Source organism: Geitlerinema sp. PCC 9228 (assembly GCF_001870905.1).
Classification (GTDB): Bacteria; Cyanobacteriota; Cyanobacteriia; order Cyanobacteriales; family PCC-9228; genus PCC-9228.
In genome coordinates this window covers 1-17,567 of sequence record NZ_LNDC01000161.1, presented here as the reverse complement: position 1 = coordinate 17,567, position 17,567 = coordinate 1, and the positions used below count along the sequence as shown (strand labels likewise).

The following is a 17,567-nucleotide window of genomic DNA, read 5'->3' as shown; positions in this document are numbered from 1 at the left end:
TAAACCTATTTTTGTTCATTATGTTGACTCTCAGCTACGAATTTAAACTCAAACCAACATCCCGCCAGGCTCAAACGATGGAGTTGTGGTGGGAAATCTGTCGGCAAGTTGGCAATGATGGGCTGAGAGAACGCCAAGATGGGGTCCAATCCCGAAAATCGCCTGTCAACGCCTGTCGTCTGGGAGGCGAGTACGTCATTCCTGCCAATACCCCTCGCCATACCTCTGCCAGTCAGTGCCAGGCATTAACACCAGCCCAGAAAGACCATCCCCAATTAAAAATCCCCCAACACAAGTCTGGCAGCAAATTCGGCGTAGCTCAGCACAAGCACTCAAATGTTTGGAGACTGCATGGGTGGACATGTATCGACGGGGATTTGGTTTTCCTTGTTTTAAGAAAAAAAGACGATTTCGCTCCTTTGTTTTTCCCAAAGTGAAGGAAAATGTTATCGAAGGGAATCAAATCGACTTTCCGAAAATCGGGAAACTACGGTTTTTCAAGTCTGGTTCCCTTCAGTGAGGGCTTCGTGGTTAAGCAAGTACAAATTCTGAAAAGAGCGAGCGGGTACTATACTATTTTATCCGGTGTCAGCGGATGTCGAAGTTCCCCAACCACCTATAAAGCGGTCATGCCATCGGATTGGATATGGGTAAGATGAGCTATTTGGCTACCAGCGACGGTGAATTGATTGACAACCCACGATTGTTCGTGCAGCTTCTGGCAAGCTGAAATGGCTGCAACCAAAGCTTAAACGAAAGAAAAAGGGTTCCAGATGTTGGCGCTTGATTCAACATCGCATCGCCCAATTGTACGAACATGTAACCAAATCTCGCAAAGATTTTTTCTTGAAGTGGTCTCACCATTTGTGCCACCAAGCTGACAGCATTTTTGCCGAGGCGTTGAATCTGAAAGCACTGGGGCGAAGTTGGTTAGCCAAATATTGTCTCGATGCTGCCTGGGCCGAGTTTCTATGCTTCGGCGTAGCTCAGCACAAGTCCATTTTTCTTGGGTCTGTTTCAAGCGTGGTCAATACTTGGCCAAAGGAGAGGCCAAACAGACCAGTCAAATTTGTCCCCACTGTGGTGTCCATACGGGGAGAAAGCCGCTTTCCCAAAGGACTCATTTTTGCTCCCACTGCGGCATGGGGAACCCATCGAGACGTGGCAGCAGCACAAGTGGTTTGGAATCGAGGTGTCGCAAGTACGTCCACCACAGGACGGAAAAATGCTCGTCGAGGGTCCCTGTTCGCCGGGGATGGACTAGCTCATAGCGAATTCATCTAGGCACACCCAATGAAGCGAGAATCTCACGAATAGAATTCGTGAGAGTGTTAACTGCTCGAGTGCATTTGGTTTTCAGCTTTGCTCCTATTGTTTGCTTCCGTATGCTTGTTTGTCCTACCTGTAGCTACCGTAATTCTGGCGATCCTCGTTTTTGCTACCAATGTGGTACGCCTTTATCCTATAAAATTTGTTCCGGCTGTAGAACCCAAGTGGATTTCCAGCAGCAAAACTGCCCCCAATGCAAAGCGCCGGTAGGCACAATACGACAGGGAATTATTTTTCATGTTGCCGTATTCGATACCGATACAGATATGGATAGCGATCGCACGGCCCCCATGTCGGAAGCTATTCCCCAAGTGGGCGATCGCTTGGATGAAGAACAAGAGCGCTATCGCATTCTAACTGTTTCTACTCCCAACAACAGCCATGTAGAGGAAGTCAGCTGTCGCGTTTTGGATTGCGATCCTTTTCGGGTTCCCTATTTGGAAGCCCGCACCCAAGTCCAAGAAGACACGCTACCGCTACAAGTTCCCTGCAATGCCGACCCCTGGCAGCGGCTGGTGCAACCGTACCAAATTTTGGCTTTACAATTTCACCGTACGGTTCCCAAACTCTACGATGCTTGGCAGGAGCAGGAAAAAATTATTTTACTGTTAGAAGATCGTTCCCAACTTCCCCGTTTGAGCGAATTGGACGAACATCAGATTTCTCCAGAGCAAATTTTGCAGTGGTTGGGGGAAATGACGGAACTTTGGGGTGCTTTGCTATCTTGTCGCTGCCGGTCCAGTTTGCTGCAGTTGGGCAATTTGCGGGTTGACGAACATCAAGAGTTGTGTTTGGAACGGTTGTATCTAGATCCGGAAGCAGGACCGCCGACGCTGGTAGATTTGGCCGGTCGCTGGAAACAACTATTTCAAACTTCGCCTATTGCTGGCTGGCAGCCTTGGATGGATTTGCTGGAAGATATGATGGCCAAGACGGTTGGCGAGGTTTCCCAACTGCGATCGCGCCTGCAGCAGCTCGCTTATGCTTTGGATGGGTTTTCTGCTACCAAGGCAACGCCTACTGCCAGTCCCCTTCCCAGACCGGTGGTGGATTTGGAGGAGACAGAACCCACTGTAACCTTTGCGGCGGCGGAGGAAGAGGACGACGACGACAGCTCTACCATGGCGTTTCCCAAGCAGTTGCTGGCTATTGAAGAAGCTGGCTGTACGGAGGTGGGACGCCAGCGACGACACAATGAGGATACGTTTGCGATTTGGACTCGCCGCGATCGCCAAATGTCCCCTACCGAACATTCCCTATCGGTACGGGGATTGTACGTTCTTTGCGATGGTATGGGGGGTCACGAAGGTGGCGAGGTGGCTAGTGCCATGGCGGTGCAAACTCTCAGGGAATATTTCCAAAAATATTGGACGCAAGCCGACCTTCCCGATGCCAAAACCATTAGCAAAGGTATTTATTTGGCCAACCAGGCGATTTTTCAGGAAAACCAAAAACAATCCCGCGGCGGAACTCGTCGTATGGGAACTACATTGGTTATGGCTTTGCTGCAAAATACCCAGGTAGCGATCGCTCATGTAGGCGACAGTCGCCTGTATACCTTCGACCGGGAAAAACAACTACAGCAACTCACCACCGACCACGAGGTAGGCCAGCGACGCATTCGCCGCGGTGTTTCCCCGGAGGTGGCTTACAGCAGTCCCGATGCGTACCAACTGACCCAAGCTCTGGGTCCTTACGACACGGAGTTTCTCGCTCCCAGCATTCAATACCTGCAATTGGAAAAAGATACGCTGCTGTTGTTGGCCTCCGATGGCTTGAGCGACAATCAGTTCGTGGAAACCCAAGCAATGGAAAATTTATACGCTATGCTGGGGGGGGAAGCCAATTTGACGCAACAGGTACGCGCTTTGGTGGACAAGGCCAACCACCACAACGGTCACGACAATATTACCGCGATCGCTGTTCGCACCAAAATTGGCTCACCCCCTACTTCTTAGGTTGGACGAGCGGATCAAAATAGATCGAAAAGTTTTGCAAGCAAGGCAACCTGGCTGTAGTCGGGGAAACGAGTTGCCTCGGCTGAAATTCGATCGCGATCGCCGAGGCTTGACGACAACCAAGTTGCCCTATCCATCAAGATTGTTTTGCTTGTCTAATCTTCCCACTCTTCAACGGCGATAAGTTCGCTAACTGGGTCTTGCATAGAAAAGCCAAAATCTTGTAGTTCTTGCTTCCAAAAAGGCCATTCATCTCCATGTAGGAGGGCAATTTTCCAGATACTATCGTTGGGCTTGAGTACCTTAGACTCCACGAGGGATTGTACTTGACGTTGCAATTTCACCATCGGGTGTTGTATAACCTGCTGGCTCATAGTACCTCATTCAGTTAAATAAATTCTGTTACAGACGAAAAGTTTCTAACCAACCGCACCTTTTTATTAAACCTGCCTTGCAAACGGTTTGGTTAGCGTAGGGCGCAAAGGCCGTTGTCAGCACGAAGATGAAGGAAAGTTGGACATTTCGCTTTCCGGGAGCTTAGGAAACTTGGAAAGCGTTGCCGCCCGGTAAGATACCTGCCTAAGACAAATTGAACCCTAAGGTGACACCAGAAACTCTGGTCTGGCGTCCGTTCGGCTTGGCGAGAAGTAGATTATCTAAAAACACTTACACCAACTCTAGAGGCGGGCAGATATCCGAGGAGGGAACCGTTTCCTAGCTCTATCCGTTCATCTTAGCACAGTTCATTGGGTTTGCGATCGCCATTGCCAGCAAATATAAGCTAGACCCATAATTTTCGTTCAAAGCATAAGTCACAATAAGTCTTTTGGGGGTCTTCGATGCCACCTGCGAGAACCATTATCCATCAGGCACAGCTGCTGCATCCATCGCCAAGCTACTTGGTACCAGTGCTTGATAGGAGAATAGAAACCGCTTAACCTGATAATAACACAATTATTTTGTCGGTTTCCCGTGCAGTTTTCCGCATCCATAAAAAATCTAGGCGTCGTTACCCATTTGTAATACAGTATCAATGGAACGAGCGAAAGCCGGTCTCGCCACATAAGGAATGGCAAAATCATGACATGTTTCCTTGCCGGGGATATTGGTGGTACCAAAACCATTCTGCGATTGGTGAAACCAACCTCCAATGGAGAATTGCAAACCACCGCAGAAGAGGTTTATCCCAGCCGGCCATATCCCGATTTGGTCCCCATCGTCCAAAAATTTCTCCAATCCGTACGTACAACCGACAACGCTACCCCGCAGCCAGCCGCCGCTTGCTTGGCGATCGCGGGTCCAGTGGTGCCGGTGGGGGATACCCAAAAATCCACCCTCACCAATTTGCAGTGGGAACTTACCGGAGACCGACTGCAACAGGAACTCGACATTGCCACCGTAGAACTCATCAACGACTTCGCCGCCATTGGGTACGGAGTTTTGGGGTTGACAAATGACGACGTTCATGCATTGCAAGCTTTACCATCGCGATCGGATGCCCCCATCGCCGTTATTGGCGCTGGAACTGGCTTGGGAGAGGGATTTTTAATTCCCCACGGGGATACCTACCAAGTGTTTCCCTCCGAAGGGGGTCACGCCGATTTTGCTCCTCGTTCGCAAATTGAAGACTGGTTGCGCGAAGACATCCAATCCCGCCATAACATTCGCCGGGTTTCCGTAGAACGGGTAGTTTCCGGTCAGGGGATTGTCGCCATTTATCGTTTTTTATTAGAAAGCAGCCAGCAGCCAGGCAACGCCGCCGATTTGCTAGAAAGCGACGACCCCGCCGCCGCCATTTCTGCGATCGCATTAGGCAAGCAACAAAGCGATCGTGCTACCAGCGACTTATGCCGGCAAACCATGCGTTTGTTCATCTCCACCTACGGCAGCGAAGCCGGAAACCTAGCCTTAAAATTGCTCCCCTACGGCGGCTTGTATATCGCCGGTGGCATTGCCGCCAAAATCATTCCCCTGCTAGAAAACGACAATCGCTTTCTGGATGCCTTTCTCGATAAAGGTCGCGTCCGTCCCTTGCTAGAAAACATTCCCGTTTATATTATTACCAATCCCAAAGTAGGATTGCTAGGAGCTGCCATTCGCGCAACCCAGTTGTTTTAAACTAGAATGGGGTTGGTAGGAAAATTTCCAAAACCAACCTCAACCAACCATCGCAGCCATTTAATTATCAGTTTCGCCTATGGCAGGTCACAGTAAGTGGGCAAATATAAAACACCGCAAAGCCAGAGCTGACGCTCAAAAAGGGAAACAATTTACCAAACTTTCCCGTAATATTATTGTCGCCGCCAGAAACGGCGTTCCCGACCCAGAAGCCAACTTTCAGCTGCGCCAGGCGATCGAAAAAGCCAAATCCATGGGATTGCCCAATGATAATATCGAAAAAGCGATCGCTAAAGGCTGCGGCAATCTGGAAGGGGAACAAGATTCCCTGGAGTCCATGCGTTACGAAGGATATGGACCCGGTGGTGTCGCCGTTCTCATCGAAGCCGTCACCGACAACCGCAACCGAACCGCCGCCGATTTGCGCGCTGCCTTCAGCAAAAACGGTGGCAACCTAGGAGAAACCGGTTGCGTTAGCTGGATGTTCGACCAAAAAGGAGTCGTCAGCATCGAAGGAGAAATCCAAGACGAAGAAGCCTTGCTAGAAGCCTCCCTCGAAGGCGGTGCCGAATCCTACGAAATCTTCTCCGACGCTGACAATCCCGGCGCAGAAGTCTACACCGAAGTAGAAAATTTAGAATCCCTCAACCAAGCCTTACGCGATCGCGGTTATAACGTAACCGGGGCCGAACCACGTTGGATCGCCAACCATACCGTAGAAGTCAACGAACCCGACCAAGCGCGTTTAACCCTAAAACTCATGGATGCGCTGGATGAGTTGGACGACGTGCAAAACGTCACCGCCAACTTTGAAATTCCCAACGATATCTTGGTAGCGGCTGGCTAACTCACGCGCCATCGATCCTTGTTTGCAAATCTGCCTCTATTTCTATATGTCCGCATTTCACCTGCAATCGGCGTACCAACCCACCGGCGACCAACCCCAAGCCATCAATCAACTGGTTCAAGGCATCGAAGACCAACGCCGCTATCAAACCCTGCTAGGGGCCACGGGAACCGGCAAAACCTTTGTCATGGCCAACGTCATCGAAAAAGTAGGCAAACCCACCTTACTTTTGGCCCATAACAAAACCCTAGCGGCGCAGTTGTGTAACGAATTGCGGCAATATTTCTCCGACAACGCGGTGGAATATTTCATCAGCTACTACGACTACTATCAGCCAGAAGCCTACATCCCCGTCACCGACACCTACATCGAAAAAAGCGCTTCTATCAACGACGAAATTGATATGTTGCGCCACTCCGCCACCCGGTCTTTATTCGAACGGCGGGATGTTATCGTGGTCGCTTCCATCAGTTGCATCTACGGCTTGGGGATTCCGTCGGAATATCTCAGAGCTTCTGTTCGGTTGCAGGTGGGAATGGAACGGGACCAGCGGCAGCTACTGCGGGATTTGGCGAAAATTCAATATTCCCGCAACGATACGGAATTGCAGCGGGGTCGGTTTCGCGTCAAAGGCGACGTTTTGGAAATTGGCCCCGCCTACGAAGATAGAATTGTCCGGGTGGAATTTTTTGGCGATGAAATAGACGCCATTCGGTATATCGACCCGGTTACCGGCAAAACTACCAACAGCTTGCAGGGAATTAATATTTATCCCGCCACCCACTTTGTTACTCCAGAAGAACAGTTGGACCAAGCCTGTCAATCCATCGAGGCAGAATTAGAAGAAAGGGTGGCAGAACTAGAAAACCAGGGAAAGCTGGTAGAGGCGCAGCGTTTGAAGCAGCGAACCCGCTACGATTTGGAAATGTTACGGGAAGTGGGATTTTGTCAGGGAGTGGAAAACTATTCCCGCCACTTGGCAAGGCGCAATCCCGGCGACCCTCCGGAGTGTTTGGTGGATTATTTTCCCGATGATTGGCTTTTGTTTGTAGACGAATCCCACGTGACGGTACCGCAGTTGCGGGGAATGTACAACGGCGACCAATCCCGCAAGCGGGTGTTGGTGGAACACGGATTTCGCTTACCCAGTGCCGCTGACAACCGACCCCTACGCGCCGAGGAATTTTGGCAAAAGGTGAACCAGTGTATTTTTGTCTCGGCTACGCCTGGGGATTGGGAAGTGGAACAATCCGGCGGCGAAGTGGTGGAACAGATTATTCGACCAACTGGTGTGGTGGATCCGGAGATTGCGGTTCGACCGACTGAGGGTCAGGTAGACGATTTGTATGGGGAAATTCAAGAACGCGCTTCCCGTTCCGAACGGGTTTTGGTGACGACGCTGACCAAGCGTATGGCGGAGGATTTAACGGAGTATTTGCAGGAACATCAGGTTCGGGTGCGCTACATGCATTCGGAAATTAATGCGATTGAGCGTATTGAGATTTTGCGGGATTTGCGTCAGGGAACGTTTGATGTGTTGGTGGGGGTGAATTTGTTGCGGGAAGGGTTGGATTTGCCGGAGGTGTCGCTGGTGGCGATTTTGGATGCGGATAAGGAAGGTTTTTTGCGTGCGGAACGTTCTCTGATTCAGACAATTGGCAGAGCGGCGCGTCATGTGAACGGTCAGGCGATTATGTATGCGGATACGATGACGGAAAGTATGGAAAAAGCGATCGCGGAGACGGAACGCCGTCGGAAAATTCAGTTAGAATACAATCGCCAGCACAATATTACGCCGCAACCGATTGAGAAGAAATCGGATAATTCGATTTTGGCGTTTTTGGAAGTTAGCCGTCGCTTGCAGCAAGGTTCGGAGGAGGTTTCTCCAGCGGAGACGGATGAGGTTCCGTTGGAGGAGATTCCCAATCTTATCGACCAGTTGCAGGAACAAATGAATACGGCGGCGCAGGATTTGGCGTTTGAGAAGGCGGCTGAGTTACGCGATCGCATTCAAACGTTACGGGATAAGCTATTGGGAAGATAGTATGGCTGGTTGTTTCTATTAAACCACAAAAGTTTTCATAGCTGCAAAACCAAAAAATCCTGGCTGTCAGGCAACAACCAGGATGGGAGAAGATGAAAAATTGATAATCGATTTTTGCACAACTAACTAATCGCCGGTTTTGTGGAAATTAACCACGAGTGATTGACAAGTTGTACAGAGCCACGTCATCGTTGCTATGGGGGATTACGCGCAACCCATAAATGCCGCTATCGAGAGACTCGCTAATGACAGCATTGTCTTTATATTCAATGGCTGCCTCCCGACCAGGAGAACCCACGCTTAAAGCTACATTTCCAATTTCATCCAACGTTACACTCTGATTTCCAATAGATATAGCATTGGAACCATCCGCTTGTTGGTCAATGCTTGCACCATATAAAGACATTAAAGAATCACCAGTAAGATCCTGCTGGCGGATTGTTACATCGCTGCTTTCCGGAATGCTAAAAAGATAGTAGCGAGTTTCTCCTTCTGGACCACTGACAATATTGCTTTCTCCAACGCCTGTGTCAATGGAACCGAAATTCGTTACATTGGAAATGTTTGTGAAGGACTGAAGATCGTTCAGTAAAGCGTCCACGCGATCGCTACTCGTATCAAATCCCTCTACCTCCAAGAAATTTTCAATCTCATCATAATTATAATTTGCATCCTCCAATACAGATGTGGTGTTGAGGAGATTTCGTGGTTCGCGGCTGAGACTTCCTGTAGATTCCGGATTCACAAAATCATCGACGGAAATTTCCGAGTTGTCAACATTGCTTAAAACAGCTAGCTGTTGACCGCTATTGGCAAGGGAAATGGTTGTATCTTCCCCAGCAGCAGCCACCTGTAGGTCGCTGAAGGATACGCCGTCTGGTAGCGAAATTTTGTCGGTACCAGATTCAAAATCGGTGATGGTGTCGGTTCCCGACTGAAGTGACAAAGCAAATTCATCGCTACCGCCTTCACCGGTGAGTGTATCAAATCCGATATCGCCGTGGAGGGTATCGTTACCATCGCCGCCGTTGAGTTCATCTTCGTTTTGACCGCCGTGTAGTAAGTCGTTGCCTATGCCACCGCTGACAATATCGTTGCCTACATTGCCAAACAGGAAGTCATCGCCACTGCCTCCTTCTACGCTGTCGTTGTCTTTACCAGCGACAAGACTATCGGAACCACCGTTGCCGTTGAGTTGGTCTATACCTACGTTGCCGAAGTAAAGGCGACTTTCGTCGTTATCGATAACCGTGTCGTTGCCTCCCTGAAGTGCGATCGCATCTTGCGATGGTGAATTTTTCAGTTGCAGGAGTTCGCCATTAGGCAGTTGGTTAAAGGTAATGGTATTGCTAGCATCTGTTGCCAAGGCAGTATCAAACCCTTCTGGACCACCGGTTGTGATGTCTAGAACCATATTTTCAATCTCCTTTGGACTTGTATATTGTAAGAAAACGGTTAACTGAGTACAGGCAATAAGAAAAATCCAATCGCCTCTATTGGTCTCTCTTGGTTGGGGAGGTTTTTTTTACGGGAATTGGCAGGAAATTTAACAAAAGTTTATATTTAAGCGATCTTACGGAAGGATGGCAGGAAAATTTTTATCTAGGTTTGCTTTTACGTAAAAATACGGATAAGTGTGATTGATGAAATAAATAGAGAATATGAGTTTTACTTTGGTAGGTTTCGGATGGTTTTTTTCTACAAATATTTACAATCACATGGAAAATCGTAGTAGGGTGGGTAAAGCGATGGTCCGAAGGACCGGGGCCTTTAGCACCATCGCTAAAGTTTCTAATTTTGAAGTTAATTTAGCCATAGTTTGCTCACTATTTTAGACTAGACGCCTTAGTTGGGTGGACATTACCCTACTTCCTCCTCTTTGGCATGGATTGCTTTAGATGCAACAAGAAAATCCTGGCTGCTAAGCAACAACCAGGATCGAAAGCAAAGGATTTGGTTCCTTCACCAGTTCGCAAAACCATCGGGAGTTATTGCGTTACGAGATTTCGCTGGCTATGCTACAATCTCAACAAGTCCGTTGGGCGGTGTGAGCAACGATGCTGAATTTAAGCTCAGATCGTAGGATATATCACCGTCGCTGTTTTCAAAGAATCTTGAGTCGGGGAAAATTTGCAGCAGATAGCTTCCAGGAGCAAATTTTAAACCACCAATGTCAATATCGGACCCTCGATCGTCAATATCCCGGGAACTATCGACGATTTCGTCATTGGTGAAATTACCATCCCCATTGAAATCGGCAAACACAGCATAATCCAAATCTTTTTCGGGAAGATTCAGACCATTAGGAATTTGACCGTCATCAAGTTCGATATTCACTTGAGCGCCATCAGCAGCCAATAATGAATCGGTGGAGGCAATATTCAAACGATAGTAATCCGCTGGGTTAGAAACACCGACAGAACCTTCAAAATCATAGGAATCAGAAATAAATCCCATCGAACCGTCACCGATAGAAACATCAACCACTTGGGTGGGATTCGCAATTCCAGGGGAAGTTGGTGTGGTAGAGACTTCTCCAATGAAATCATCCCCTGAGATGGCGGAACTTGCTACCCCGTTGATGGCGGCGAGGAGTTCTCCGCTACTCGCCAGGAAAATGCCAGTACTTCCGTTTTCGAGGGGAACAATTTCTACATCGCTGATGGATATATTTTCTGGCAATTCAATTTGGTCTATGCCATCTTCAAAATCGGCGATGATGTCAGATCCTGATTCGTCTGATAGAGTGAAAACATCGTAGTTGCTGCCACCGATGAGAACATCCGATCCGGCGTTGCCAGTGAGCGTATCAAATCCCAAATCGCCGTAGAGGGTATCGTCGCCATCGCCGCCACGGAGGGAATCGTCGTCTTGACCGCCGCGTATCAAATCGTTTCCTGTATACCCTCTCAGAAGATCCTGACCTGTGTTTCCGAACAGGAAGTCGTTGCCTTCGTTGCCGTGGAGGAAATCAAAGTCCTGTCCGCCAACGAGGGTATCCGAACCCCCTCGACCGCTCATGCGATCGCTTCCCATATTACCATAGTAGAGGCGACCTTCGTTGCCATCCAAAACTTCGTCGTCTCCTCCCAAAAGCAGGATCGCATCTGCTAAGGGAGAGCTTTGCAACTGAGAGTGTTGCGTATTGCTCGATGGATCGAAAATAATCGAGTCGTTTCCGTTGGTAGCTAAGGCTTCATCGTATCCTGAAGCGCCGCTAATTATAACGTCTAGAACCATATTTTTCTTCTCCGCTAGAAATGTAAAGCAATGAGAGGCATGGAATCGCCTCTAACAGTTTCTCTGTTTCTAACAATGGTTTTTACGGAGATAAAAAGATTTTTTATAAAAATTTACATATTAAGTGATTTAACGCAAGATATTGGATCGATATTTTTGAAAAACTCTTTATATTCCCGGAAAAATACGGTTGCCTTTTTAAGGTTTTTGTAGTATGAAACCGTTTGCATAGAAGTCGGTCTTCCTCAAATTCCCAGCTTTCGCCGTTCTCAGTAGGTTTGAGGAACTACAGGGGATTATCCCCAATTTGACAATGAGTCAGAATTCATGTGGTATGCTCGGCATACAGGAGATTTTCATATCACCACGAAGCTGAATGCAAAGGACGCAAAGGTTTTTTTTGGTAGCTGGAAAACAGCAAAGTTCTGGCTGTCAGTGTCAGGGAAAAACCAGGATGGGAGCAGATTCTGTACCACTTTTCTTTTACGGGGATGAAGAAAATGTAATTACTTATGGCATTAAGGTCACAAAGCGCCTGTGGCTAATAAATTGCCCCTACACAATGGCATTGTAAACAATCATATAAAAATACTATAGTTCGGTATAAGGTTTAGCCTAAAAGCAGGGCCATTCGCGAATGGCCCCTATTGGAAAACGTTGTTATCAAAAAGAAACCATGCTGCAAGTGGGCGAAGTTGCGCGTCGTTTGGGTTTGAACCCACAAACGATTTATTTTTACGAACGAATTGGTTTAATTCCAGCACCCCAGCGTACGGAAGCTGGCTATCGACTTTTTGACGAATCCGATATAGAACGCTTGCATTTTATCGTACGTGCCAAATCTTTGGGGCTGCGTTTGGAGGAAATTAAAGAAATTTTAGCACTCAAAGACGGGCGATCGCTAACTTGTCAAGCCCTTTATAAAAGACTCAATCGCAAAGTTCGGGATATCGAAGAAAATATTCGACAGTTGCAGGCATTGCGCGACGATTTATTGCCGCTGTTGGAACGGTGTCAAGCCAATCTCGAACACAATCCCCATCGCGAATGTGTGGTTTTGGAAGCACGACCAAAAGAAGCGAACGAATCCGACGAATAGTGCTTGACCTTATACCTGGGTATAAGGATTAAGCTTGAGGGGAGATTGTGAAAGCTAGCTGTTGCAAGCAATAGCAAGGAGAAATGCGACTATGAGTCATATAAAAGTTGAAGTTTTGGGAACTGGTTGTCAAAAGTGCCGACAACTGGAAAGTAACGCCAAAGAAGCGATCGCCGCTTTAAATATAGACGCAGAGATAACACACATTACCGACCCCATGCAAATCGCCGAACGCGGCGTTATGAAAACACCAGCTTTGGTGGTTAACGGTAAAGTCGTAAGTCAGGGAAAAGTGTGGCGTTCTGAAGACATCCAGCCCCATTTAAATAGCTAAAGTATGGATAGCGGTTCCTATTAGGGCAAGCACAGGGGCTTGCCCCGATATCGCACTAAGGAAAGAGAAGGAGTATATATTATGCAAATATCGCCCTTTTGGCGACAGCAGTGGAGGCCTCTAACTCTCATTGTTACTATCTTTCTACTTTGCTTTTACTTACCCGTAGAAAGCTTGCAAAATTTCCCACGTTTGGAAAATGCCTTTTGGGAAGCACTTTATCTGGTACGGTGGTATGCTAGAGAACACGTCCTTTTGTGTTTGATTCCAGCTTTTTTTATTGCTGGCGCGATCGCCGTTTTCCTCGGTCAAAACTCAGTCATCAAATATTTGGGGTCTAAAGCCAATCCCTTCCTAGCCTACGGCGTTGCCTCCGTATCCGGTATAATTTTAGCTGTGTGTTCCTGTACGGTTTTGCCCTTATTTGCCGGAATTTACCGTATGGGGGCAGGATTGGGGGCAGCCACAACATTTCTGTATTCGGGACCAGCAATTAACATTCTTGCCATCACCCTCACCACGCGAATTTTGGGACTGCAACTGGGCATTGCCCGCGCCGTTGGCGCTATTGTATTTAGCATTGTTATTGGTGTTGCCATGCAGTTTATTTTCCGCCAAGAGGAACAAGAAAAAGCCGACAAGGAAATGGTCTTGCCAGATGAAGAAACCACGCGACCTCTGTGGCAAAACGCTCTATTTCTTGCTGTGTTGGTAGGCATTTTGGTTTTTGCCAACTGGGCATCCCCAGAGGCAACTTCTGGGGTTTGGTATGCGATTTACGAAGCCAAATGGGTTGTCACTGGTGTTTTGGGCGTGGCGTTGGCTGCGATTCTGGTGGCTTGGTTTGGTTTGGCTGCTGGCAAAGTGATTTTAATAGCAGGTGTAACGGCAGTTTTGGCGTTTCAATTTGGCGAAAATCCCTTGGTTCCTTTTGGATTTGCCGTTTTGGGATTGTCTTGGTTAACCAGTACCAATCGCGATGAAACTGGCGAATGGTTTGAATCGAGTTGGGATAATGCCAAGCAAATTTTGCCGCTGTTGCTGGTGGGAATTTTTGTGGCTGGGATGTTGTTAGGTCGCCCCAGTGGAGAAGGTTTGATTCCTTCAGAATGGATTGTGACGGCTGTGGGCAGCAATTCCTTGTTTGCCAATTTCTTTGCCGCGATCGCTGGGGCGTTCATGTATTTTGCTACACTAACAGAAATCCCCATTTTGCAGGGATTGCTGGGCAATGGCATGGCATCGGGACCAGCGTTGGCGTTGTTGCTGGCTGGACCCGCATTATCGCTACCCAATATGCTGGTAATTCGCAGCGTTATCGGTACGAAGAAAACCATGGTATTTGTTTTGTTGGTGGTGGGAATGGCTACTGCTAGCGGTTTTATCTATGGAAGCCTTGCCGAATAAAGCAGCCAATCATTCCCAAAATTTTGCCAGTTTGCTCAACTACTTGGAATCTTTATCAATTTGTAAGACTGCCATAAATGCCTCTTGCGGTACTTCCACGGTTCCCACCGATTTCATTCGTTTCTTGCCTTTGGCTTGTTTTTGTAGAAGTTTGCGTTTGCGACTGACATCCCCACCGTAACATTTGGCAAGCACATCTTTACGCAAGGGAGGAATGTGTTCGCTGGCGATGATGCGGCTGCCGATGGAAGCTTGTACTGGTACTTTAAACTGTTGCCTAGGAATGAGTTCTTTCAGTTTTTCCACCATGGCTTTGCCTACATAGTAAGCTTTATCCCGGTGAACAATCATCGCCAAAGCATCCACGCGATCATGGTTGACGAGAATATCTAAGCGTACCAACTGGCCTTCCCGGTAGCCCATGGGCATATATTCCATACTTGCATAACCCCGGGTGCGAGATTTCATTTGGTCGAAAAAGTCGGTGACCACTTCCGCTAGGGGCAAATCGTAGACCAGCTGGGTACGTTGCGGCGTTAAATATTTCATATCTTTAAACTCACCCCGACGACCCTGACACAATTCCATTAGCGGACCGACATAGGTTTCCGGTAAAATAATTTCCAGGCGCACAAAGGGTTCGGCAATAGCTTTGCGATCGCTGGGGTCGGGTAACAAGCTGGGATTATCGATTTCCAAGATTTCATCGTCGTTGGTGGTGACGCGGTAGACCACAGCCGGGGCAGTGGTAATCAAATCTAGGTCGTATTCCCGTTCCAGACGTTCCTGCACGATTTCCATGTGCAGCAATCCCAAAAAGCCGCAGCGGAAGCCCAACCCCATGGCGCTGGAGTTTTCTGGTTCAAAAGAGAGGGCAGAATCGTTGAGCTTCAAGCGTTCCAGGGCTTCTTTCAGTTCCGAATACTGGTCGGCTTCGATGGGAAACAGACCGCAGAAAACCATGGGTTTGGCTTCTTGGTAGCCAGGCAAGGGATGGGGGGCACCTTCTTTACCAGCTAAGGTGATGGTATCGCCCACACGAGCATCTTCTACCGCTTTGATGGCGGCGGAGAGATAGCCTACTTCCCCGGCGTGGAGTTGGTCAACGGGTTTTTGATTGGGAGAGAGAACGCCAATTTCATCAATTTCGTATTCTTTCCCACTAGCCATGAGTTTAATGCGATCGCCGCTTTTGACCACACCATCCATGACCCGGAAATAGACAACAACACCGCGATAGAGGTCGTAATAGCTATCAAAAATCAGTGCCCGTAGGGGCTTATCCATGTTATCCGGTGGCGGTGGCACCTGGGCTACCATGGCTTCTAAAATTTCTTCAATGCCGATGCCTTCTTTGGCGGAAGCGAGGATAGCATTGCTGCAATCTAAACCCACAATTTCCTCAATTTCGTTTTTGACCCGTTCTGGTTCCGCGCCTGGTAGGTCAATTTTATTAAGAACTGGGATAATTTCTAAGTCGTGTTCCAAAGCCAAATACACATTGGCGAGGGTTTGCGCTTCCACCCCTTGTGAGGCATCTACCACCAGCAATGCGCCTTCACAAGCAGCCAGCGATCGCGATACTTCGTAGGAGAAGTCCACGTGACCCGGCGTATCAATTAAATTGAGAATATATTGATGGCCATCCTTAGCATTATAATTCATGCGGGCCGCTTGCAGCTTGATGGTAATGCCGCGTTCCCGCTCTAGCTCCATGGTATCCAAAAATTGGTCCTTCATTTGGCGCTCTGTTACTGTATCGGTATTCAGCAACAGGCGATCGGCAAGCGTGGATTTGCCGTGGTCAATGTGGGCAATAATGGAAAAGTTACGAATTCGAGATACGGGAACGTCTGTCATAAGAGTATTTTTAGGGAATCTAGACTATAGTTTGTATTTTAATGGTTTTCTGGCTAGCTGGGAGATTCTTCTAGCCACATTTGGCTCAGCAATTTCTATTTAGACTTGCCAGAGGCAATTTGTTTGATGAAGTTGCCGACCAACGGTAGCTGTTCTACCACCAATTTCGCCAGTTCGATAAAATTCTTTTCCAAGAGCCTGTCATCTTGTCGCAACTGCAGAACACCAACCAACAGCACAAACAATATACCAGCTACCACCGTGAGGACAAAGGCTAGGAAGGGCAGGTTGCCAGCGGTAACATTGATGGTCATAACGACCGTAACAAATAAAAAGACATAGAACAATCCATTTGCCCAGGCACTTTTGGCACGAACTGGCGGCTGGTGGGTTTTGGAAGCATCTGGCTGTTCGCCTTCATTGTACACCCCAGCGGCTTTGGCGTTTTCTTTAATTTTTCCTTGATTGACACCAACTCCGAAGTTGCCATTTTGGTTGGTGTCTCCTCGATTTTGGCTCATGGTGTGGTTTTGGTTACAAACGTCTGTATTTATGGTAATGCTTGTGGGAGCTAATTGTGGTAGCTGGGAAATGTCGTCATGGTTGGCAATAGCTATTTGGGCATGGGATACGTTGTAAGTTATGCCCAGAACCTCGCTTTTCAGGTCAATTCACGATCGCTAGCAGGTGGTGCGATAATTTGCTGGATTTCTTCTACGATTAATTGACGATTTCAGCAATTTCTGCCCAGGGGAAATTACGGTTGAATAAATTGAAGATAACTTTCCTCTGGTTTTCTAATCTCCCTTCAGCTTTTATTTTTTTTGCAAAACGAGTTTTCCTTAAGTCGTTGTATCAGCTCAGAGTTGAGTATGGAAGTATAGGGTTGTGCTTCCCTTTAGGTGAAGTTTTAGCTGCGGCTGGGAGATGACGACTGCTTGCCACAGTTGTTGGGGATGGTGGCGGCGTAGGAAGATGAAGATTTCGGAAAGTAGACGCGCGTAAATTTGGTTTTTGAATTGAACCTCGATGAAGTAGATGGGAGAATCGATGGCGTTGTCTTTGGGGAGAAAGGCACCATCCATGCGAAAGGCGACTTCTTTGACTTCGATGGCGTCGAATCTATAGTTCTCGGCTTGACTGGCTGAACCAATCATTTCAAAGAAACTTTCGGGGAATTGTTGAAATAATTGGTAAAATGAATGGTCGGTTTTCATGGGATTGGTTGAAACGGATTTTTTTATGGGGGCGCGATCGCTTCTTTTTTGCTAGTATGTTTATAAGCGATCGCGCTATTTTTCTGTAATGGTCAAATCTAGAAAATATGATAA

At 47.8% G+C, this 17,567-nt stretch carries 15 protein-coding genes; 9 read left to right on the top strand and 6 right to left on the bottom strand.

Annotated elements, in window-relative coordinates:
• From AS151_RS22890 to AS151_RS17165, 3 genes are all read left to right on the top strand, one after another.
• Window positions 1–437: helix-turn-helix domain-containing protein (locus AS151_RS22890; protein ID WP_244533066.1), on the top strand; the 437-nt coding region annotated here is incomplete at its 5' end.
• Between the two features lie 534 nt (window positions 438–971).
• Window positions 972–1,271: a transposase gene (locus AS151_RS22885; RefSeq protein ID WP_244533065.1), complete on the top strand. Its 300-nt coding sequence runs from the start codon at window positions 972–974 to the stop codon at window positions 1,269–1,271.
• A 114-nt stretch (window positions 1,272–1,385) separates the two neighbouring features.
• A complete protein-coding gene (locus AS151_RS17165; protein WP_071518293.1) occupies window positions 1,386–3,287 on the top strand; it encodes a serine/threonine phosphatase in 1,902 nt (633 codons plus the stop codon).
• A 155-nt stretch (window positions 3,288–3,442) separates the two neighbouring features.
• Here AS151_RS17165 and AS151_RS17160 read toward each other — a convergent pair whose 3' ends face one another.
• Window positions 3,443–3,661 carry a DUF4327 family protein gene (locus tag AS151_RS17160; protein ID WP_071518289.1) on the bottom strand — a complete coding sequence of 73 codons (219 nt, stop codon included), beginning with the start codon at window positions 3,659–3,661 and terminating at the stop codon, window positions 3,443–3,445.
• A gap of 706 nt (window positions 3,662–4,367) precedes the next feature.
• On the opposite strand from AS151_RS17160, the gene AS151_RS17155 reads away from it, so the two are divergent.
• The 3 genes from AS151_RS17155 to uvrB all read left to right on the top strand — a co-directional run bounded on the left by AS151_RS17155 (window position 4,368) and on the right by uvrB (window position 8,296).
• Window positions 4,368–5,405, top strand: a complete 1,038-nt coding sequence (locus AS151_RS17155; RefSeq protein WP_071518288.1) for a glucokinase — start codon at window positions 4,368–4,370, stop codon at window positions 5,403–5,405.
• 79 nt (window positions 5,406–5,484) lie between these two features.
• Window positions 5,485–6,252, top strand: a complete 768-nt coding sequence (locus AS151_RS17150) for a YebC/PmpR family DNA-binding transcriptional regulator (RefSeq protein ID WP_071518287.1) — start codon at window positions 5,485–5,487, stop codon at window positions 6,250–6,252.
• A gap of 46 nt (window positions 6,253–6,298) precedes the next feature.
• On the top strand, window positions 6,299–8,296 hold the full coding sequence (gene uvrB, locus AS151_RS17145; protein WP_071518286.1) for an excinuclease ABC subunit UvrB: 1,998 nt from the start codon (window positions 6,299–6,301) through the stop codon (window positions 8,294–8,296).
• A 148-nt stretch (window positions 8,297–8,444) separates the two neighbouring features.
• Here uvrB and AS151_RS17140 read toward each other — a convergent pair whose 3' ends face one another.
• Both AS151_RS17140 and AS151_RS23140 read right to left on the bottom strand, forming a co-directional pair.
• The gene (locus AS151_RS17140; RefSeq protein ID WP_071518285.1) at window positions 8,445–9,710 is read right to left on the bottom strand and encodes a calcium-binding protein; all 1,266 of its coding nucleotides are present in this window, start codon (window positions 9,708–9,710) and stop codon (window positions 8,445–8,447) included.
• A 599-nt stretch (window positions 9,711–10,309) separates the two neighbouring features.
• The gene (locus tag AS151_RS23140) at window positions 10,310–11,536 is read right to left on the bottom strand and encodes a calcium-binding protein (RefSeq protein WP_071518284.1); all 1,227 of its coding nucleotides are present in this window, start codon (window positions 11,534–11,536) and stop codon (window positions 10,310–10,312) included.
• A gap of 676 nt (window positions 11,537–12,212) precedes the next feature.
• Here AS151_RS23140 and AS151_RS17125 point away from each other — a divergent pair.
• From AS151_RS17125 to AS151_RS17115, 3 genes are all read left to right on the top strand, one after another.
• Window positions 12,213–12,635 carry a heavy metal-responsive transcriptional regulator gene (locus AS151_RS17125; RefSeq protein ID WP_071518292.1) on the top strand — a complete coding sequence of 141 codons (423 nt, stop codon included), beginning with the start codon at window positions 12,213–12,215 and terminating at the stop codon, window positions 12,633–12,635.
• A 91-nt stretch (window positions 12,636–12,726) separates the two neighbouring features.
• Entirely contained in the window at window positions 12,727–12,969 is a 243-nt protein-coding gene (locus AS151_RS17120) for a thioredoxin family protein (protein WP_071518282.1), read from the top strand.
• Between the two features lie 81 nt (window positions 12,970–13,050).
• Window positions 13,051–14,376: a permease gene (locus tag AS151_RS17115; protein ID WP_071518281.1), complete on the top strand. Its 1,326-nt coding sequence runs from the start codon at window positions 13,051–13,053 to the stop codon at window positions 14,374–14,376.
• A gap of 39 nt (window positions 14,377–14,415) precedes the next feature.
• Here the strand turns inward: AS151_RS17115 and lepA are convergent, their stop codons facing one another.
• The 3 genes from lepA to AS151_RS17100 all read right to left on the bottom strand — a co-directional run bounded on the left by lepA (window position 14,416) and on the right by AS151_RS17100 (window position 17,453).
• A complete protein-coding gene (gene lepA, locus AS151_RS17110; RefSeq protein ID WP_071518280.1) occupies window positions 14,416–16,236 on the bottom strand; it encodes a translation elongation factor 4 in 1,821 nt (606 codons plus the stop codon).
• A gap of 95 nt (window positions 16,237–16,331) precedes the next feature.
• Complete coding sequence (locus AS151_RS17105; protein WP_071518279.1) at window positions 16,332–16,757, bottom strand: hypothetical protein; 426 nt, start codon at window positions 16,755–16,757, stop codon at window positions 16,332–16,334.
• Window positions 16,758–17,096: 339 nt separating this feature from the next.
• Window positions 17,097–17,453, bottom strand: a complete 357-nt coding sequence (locus AS151_RS17100) for a DUF2887 domain-containing protein (protein WP_071518278.1) — start codon at window positions 17,451–17,453, stop codon at window positions 17,097–17,099.
• Window positions 17,454–17,567: the final 114 nt, after the last annotated feature.

Bases quoted from the DNA above. Each gene is read 5' to 3' on its own strand.
- AS151_RS22885 (WP_244533065.1), top strand. From the start codon at position 972: ATGCTTCGGCGTAGCTCAGCACAAGTCCATTTTTCTTGGGTCTGTTTC.
- AS151_RS17165 (WP_071518293.1), top strand. From the start codon at position 1,386: ATGCTTGTTTGTCCTACCTGTAGCTACCGTAATTCTGGCGATCCTCGT.
- AS151_RS17160 (WP_071518289.1), bottom strand. From the start codon at position 3,661: ATGAGCCAGCAGGTTATACAACACCCGATGGTGAAATTGCAACGTCAA.
- AS151_RS17155 (WP_071518288.1), top strand. From the start codon at position 4,368: ATGACATGTTTCCTTGCCGGGGATATTGGTGGTACCAAAACCATTCTG.
- AS151_RS17150 (WP_071518287.1), top strand. From the start codon at position 5,485: ATGGCAGGTCACAGTAAGTGGGCAAATATAAAACACCGCAAAGCCAGA.
- uvrB (WP_071518286.1), top strand. From the start codon at position 6,299: ATGTCCGCATTTCACCTGCAATCGGCGTACCAACCCACCGGCGACCAA.
- AS151_RS17140 (WP_071518285.1), bottom strand. From the start codon at position 9,710: ATGGTTCTAGACATCACAACCGGTGGTCCAGAAGGGTTTGATACTGCC.
- AS151_RS23140 (WP_071518284.1), bottom strand. From the start codon at position 11,536: ATGGTTCTAGACGTTATAATTAGCGGCGCTTCAGGATACGATGAAGCC.
- AS151_RS17125 (WP_071518292.1), top strand. From the start codon at position 12,213: ATGCTGCAAGTGGGCGAAGTTGCGCGTCGTTTGGGTTTGAACCCACAA.
- AS151_RS17120 (WP_071518282.1), top strand. From the start codon at position 12,727: ATGAGTCATATAAAAGTTGAAGTTTTGGGAACTGGTTGTCAAAAGTGC.
- AS151_RS17115 (WP_071518281.1), top strand. From the start codon at position 13,051: ATGCAAATATCGCCCTTTTGGCGACAGCAGTGGAGGCCTCTAACTCTC.
- lepA (WP_071518280.1), bottom strand. From the start codon at position 16,236: ATGACAGACGTTCCCGTATCTCGAATTCGTAACTTTTCCATTATTGCC.
- AS151_RS17105 (WP_071518279.1), bottom strand. From the start codon at position 16,757: ATGAGCCAAAATCGAGGAGACACCAACCAAAATGGCAACTTCGGAGTT.
- AS151_RS17100 (WP_071518278.1), bottom strand. From the start codon at position 17,453: ATGAAAACCGACCATTCATTTTACCAATTATTTCAACAATTCCCCGAA.